This is a genomic window from Acidovorax sp. KPB24-07 (assembly GCF_057543315.1).
In genome coordinates this window covers 1-4,297 of record NZ_BAAJYS010000289.1, presented here as the reverse complement: position 1 = coordinate 4,297, position 4,297 = coordinate 1, and the positions used below count along the sequence as shown (strand labels likewise).

At 69.8% G+C, this 4,297-nt stretch carries 3 protein-coding genes; 2 read left to right on the top strand and 1 reads right to left on the bottom strand.

The genetic code is table 11. The features are described from left to right. Window positions 1-185: 185 nt before the first annotated feature. The gene (locus AC27IQ_RS19465) at window positions 186-749 is read right to left on the bottom strand and encodes a TetR/AcrR family transcriptional regulator (protein ID WP_487090467.1); all 564 of its coding nucleotides are present in this window, start codon (window positions 747-749) and stop codon (window positions 186-188) included. 134 nt (window positions 750-883) lie between these two features. Between AC27IQ_RS19465 and AC27IQ_RS19460 the strand changes: the two genes are divergently transcribed. Then, on the top strand, window positions 884-1,612 hold the full coding sequence (locus AC27IQ_RS19460; protein WP_487090466.1) for a nitroreductase family protein: 729 nt from the start codon (window positions 884-886) through the stop codon (window positions 1,610-1,612). A gap of 427 nt (window positions 1,613-2,039) precedes the next feature. Next, window positions 2,040-4,202 (top strand): TonB-dependent receptor, encoded by a 2,163-nt coding sequence (locus AC27IQ_RS19455; protein ID WP_487090465.1) that lies wholly within the window; start codon window positions 2,040-2,042, stop codon window positions 4,200-4,202. Window positions 4,203-4,297: the final 95 nt, after the last annotated feature.

The following is a 4,297-nucleotide window of genomic DNA, read 5'->3' as shown; positions in this document are numbered from 1 at the left end:
CTGCTGCTGGCCTCGCGCCCGCAGCCCCGTCGCCCTTGCGGCGCACCGTCGGCTCTGCGCTGGGCAGTGCGCTGCTGGTGCGGGCCGCCAGCGGGCGCCAGGGCCTGGCCAGCGTCCTGCGGTACCTGCCGCTGGGCCGGCGCTGGTAGGGCACACGCCCGGCGCGGCGAAGCGAAGCGGCTGCCTCAGGCGTTTTCGTCCCGCTGCGAAGGCGCGGTGCGGCACAGGTAGTTCTCCAGCAAGGTGACCAGCTCCGGGGCGAAGCGGGGGTCGCCGAGCAACTTGGGCCGCTCCGCAGTCACGGTGTGCACGACCGCATGCGCGGCCACGCCCACCAGGTAGGTCGCCAGGTCCGGGTCCGGCACGTTCTGCATGAGCGGCCGGATCACCTCCACGAATTCCCCCCGCAGCTGGTGCTTGTCTTCTTCCAGGCCGCGTACCGTGCGGGGCAGTTCGTCGTAGATGGCTTTGTGCACGGCGGGCGCGGCGCGGTGCTCCTCCACGATCATCTCGACGACCACCGTCAGCGCCTTTCGCAGGGAGGGCTGCTCCGGCAGGACCTGCAGCGCCTTGCGCAGGTCAGAGCGCGTCTCGACGGCATGCCGCCGCTGCAGTTCCGCGATCACCGCCTCCTTGTTCGGAAAGAACTGGTAGAGCGAGCCGATGTTCACGCCCGCGCGCTCGGCGATGGCATTCGTGGTGAATCCTGCCCAGCCCACCTTGGTCAAAATGTAAGTCGCGGCTTGCATGATGGCATCCACGGTGGCGCGCGAGCGCGCCTGGACCGGGATTTTGCGGGGCGTGGCAGCGGTTTTGCTTTTGCGCGGGGACGGCATGGGAACGCGAGTTTCGGAAATAAAAGCTTTAACTTACGATTTAAAGCATGAAAACACAAGACCTGCTGCATCCCTGGGATGCCTTCCAAGCCGCCAACCGCTTTCGCCGGGCGATCCGCCGATTCCGGCCCACACCGATTCCGGAAGCGGATGTCCGGGCCCTGCTGCGCGAGGCCACCTTCGCCCCGTCCAGCGGAAACATGCAGCCGTACGAGCTGCACTGGGTTCGCACCCCGGCCGTGAAAGCCCGCCTCGCGCAGGCCTGCAACGGGCAGAAGGCGGCGGCATCGGCCGCGGATTTCGTCGTCTTTGCCGCCAGTCCCGCCATCGGGCGGCGCACCGCCCAGGCGCAGCTCGACCATGTCGAACGATCGACCGTGCTGGGGCCGGAATCGAAGGCCTACCACCGCAAGCAGATCGGCATGTTCCAGCGGATCCTGGGTACGGGCTCGTCGGTGCTGTGGTCGCCGTGGCTGCTGCTGGCCGCCTGGGCGCGCCCCACGCTGTCGCTGCTGCCCGTGGGGCACATCGGCGGGCGCCAGTGGGCCGCCCGCAATGCGATCTTTGCGGCCCAGACCCTGCTGCTGGCCGCGGCGGCGAAGGGCATCGATTCGTGCCCCATGGAAGGCTTCTCCGCGTCCGCGGTCGCCAAGCTGCTGGGACTGTCGCGCGGCACGGTCATCCCCCTCGTTGTGGCGCTGGGCTACCGCGCCGATGACGCCCGCGTCGAGGATCGCTGGCGCCTGCCTTTGGAAGAGTCGGTCTTCGCCCATTGACCGGCAGGGTGGGCAGCCACGCGGCCGGCATGCTCCGTGCCGTGCCGTGCCGTGCCGTGCCGTGCCGTGCCAGGAGCCGGTCCGCCCGCCTTCGGGATGCTCGTCAGTATGGTCTGTCGAAATTTTCAATAACGCATCCGTGTTGCGTTATCGGATCTAGAATCTGCTGTTGCAACTCGGTTGCAGTAGTAAATAAATTCACCTTCGGCCATCCTCTTCCCCTTTTAAACTGCGGCACCTTTCCCTGTGATCCCGCCGTGGCGCTCTGCCCCGGCCGCCGGCGGCCTTGGCATCCGCACGGCTCGCGCGCATCGGGGCCTGCCTTTTACACCGTCCACGCCGGCCTGGCTCTCAAAGGCCGCTCCCTGTCTTTTTCCATCCCATCATGCGACCGCTTTGCCCGACAGCTTCCCTCTGGTTGACCCCTTTGCTGGCGCTGTCCGCGCCCGGCGCCATGGCCCAGGAGGGCGGCAGCACCGCCGCGCTGCCCACGGTGGTCGTGAAGGAGCAAGCCACGCCGGGCGCGCTGGACCAGCCGGCCGAGGGCGCGTCCCGCCTGGGCCTGTCGGTGCGCGAAACGCCGGCGTCCATCGACGTGGTCTCGCGCCAGGTGCTGGGCGAACGCGGGCTGCGCACCGTCACCGAAGCGGCCCAGGCCGCCGTGGGCGTGACGGCCGGGGACTTTCCGGCCGAGCCCAGTGCGTTTTCGATGCGCGGCTTTGCCAACAGCCAGATCAACACGCTCTACAACGGCATCAAGATCGGTCCGCCCAACATGACCTCGCGCGTCATGGACACCGCCAACCTGGAGCGCATCGAATTCCTGAAAGGCGCGGCCTCGCTGATGTCGGGCGAGGGCGCCTCGGGCGGGGCGGTGAATTTCGTCACCCGCGCGCCGCACCGCGGCCCGGTCCAGACCGAGGTCGAGACGGCGGCCGGCTCGTTCGGCGAGCGCCGCGTCCGCATGGGCTCCGGCGGCACCACCGCCTGGAAGGACCTGGATTACCGCATCGACCTGAGCGGCTCGGACAGCGACGGCCCCGTGCAAGGCACCCATCAGCACAACCGCCACCTGTCGGGCGGGCTGGACTGGCATGTGCGCCCCGGCCTCAAGTTCTTCGTGGCGGCCGAGGTCAAGCGCGACCGGGGCAGCAGCTATTGGGGAACGCCGCTGGTTTCCGCCGCCGCGCCCGGCATCGAGCCCGAGGGCGGCGTGGTGTCCGGCACCTACACGTCGGGCTTCAACGGCAGCGCGCTCGGCCCGGTCGCGATCGACCGGCGCACGCTGCGCACCAATTACAACGTGCTGGACAACCGCAACGACGCGCGCGAAACCTGGCTGCGCACCGGCATGGACTGGCGCATCGACAGCGCCTTCACGCTGCGCACACAGATCTACCGCTACACGGCCACGCGCACCTGGTTCAACAACGAGATCGCCGCGTTCAACGCCGGCACCGGCCTGGTGGACCGTGAGCGCTTCTACGTGGCCCAGGACCAGACCTCGGTGGGCCAGAAGACCGAGCTGCAGTGGGACGGCCAGATCGCCGGCCGCGACAACCGCTGGGTGGCGGCGCTCGAATACAGCGACCTCGACCTGACCCGCCCCGGCGCGGCCAATTTTCCGGGTGACAGCGTGAGCCTGGTGAACCCCGATCGCGGCACCTACGGCCCGCTCACCCGGCAATGGCAGACGAGCGGCGTGCGCAACACGGTGCTCGCGCTGGAAGACCGGTTCTCGGTTGCGCCGGGCTGGACGCTGCTCGGCGGACTGCGGCACGAATCCATCGAGCTGTCGCGCACCTCCACCGATGCCGCCGGTACGCCGCGCGCCGGCTTTCCGTTCGACAAGGCCTGGCACCCGACCACGGGGCGCATCGGCCTGACCTGGACCCCAGCCGCCGGTACCACCGTCTATGGCCAGTACGCCACGGGCGCCGACGTGGCGGCCAACAACCTGTTCCTGCTGCGCGGCACGCAGCCGCTGGACCTGACCCGCACGCGCAATGTGGAGGCCGGGATCAAGCAGTCGTTCTGGCAGGACCGCGGCGAATGGACGTTCGCGGTGTACGACACCGAGCGCCGCAACGTCTATGCCGCGCAGGGCGGGCAGTCGCTGGCCGTGGCAGGGGCGCTGCAGTCGCGGGGCGCCGAGGCCTCGGTGGCGCTGCGGCCCGATGCGCACTGGAGCCTGTGGTCCAACCTGGCGCTGAACCGCACGCGCTACCAGGACTACGCGCTGGCCGGTGGCGGCTCGCTCTCGGGCAACACGCCGCCCAACGCCCCGCGCGTGGTGGCCAATGCCGGCGTGGGCTACCGCTTCGTGGCCGGTGTGCCGGTGCAGGTATCGGCCTCGCTGCGGCATGTGGGCGAGCGGTTCCACAGCGATGCGAACACCGTGCGGCTGGCGGCCTACACCGCGCTCGACGCTGCCGTGGCCGTGGACGTGACCCGCGGCGTGCACCTGACCCTGCGCGGGCGCAACCTGACCAACCGCGTGTATGCGGCCTGGGCCGATCCGTTCTACCCGGACCAGATCCTGCTGGGCGCCCCGCGCAGCTTCGAGCTGGCCCTGCGCTGGACGCTGTGACATGCAGGCGCTGCTGCGGGCCGAGGGCCTGGGCTTTCGCACCCCGCAGGGGCGCCCGCTGCTGCACGGCGTGAACGCCTGCGCGGCCCGCGGCG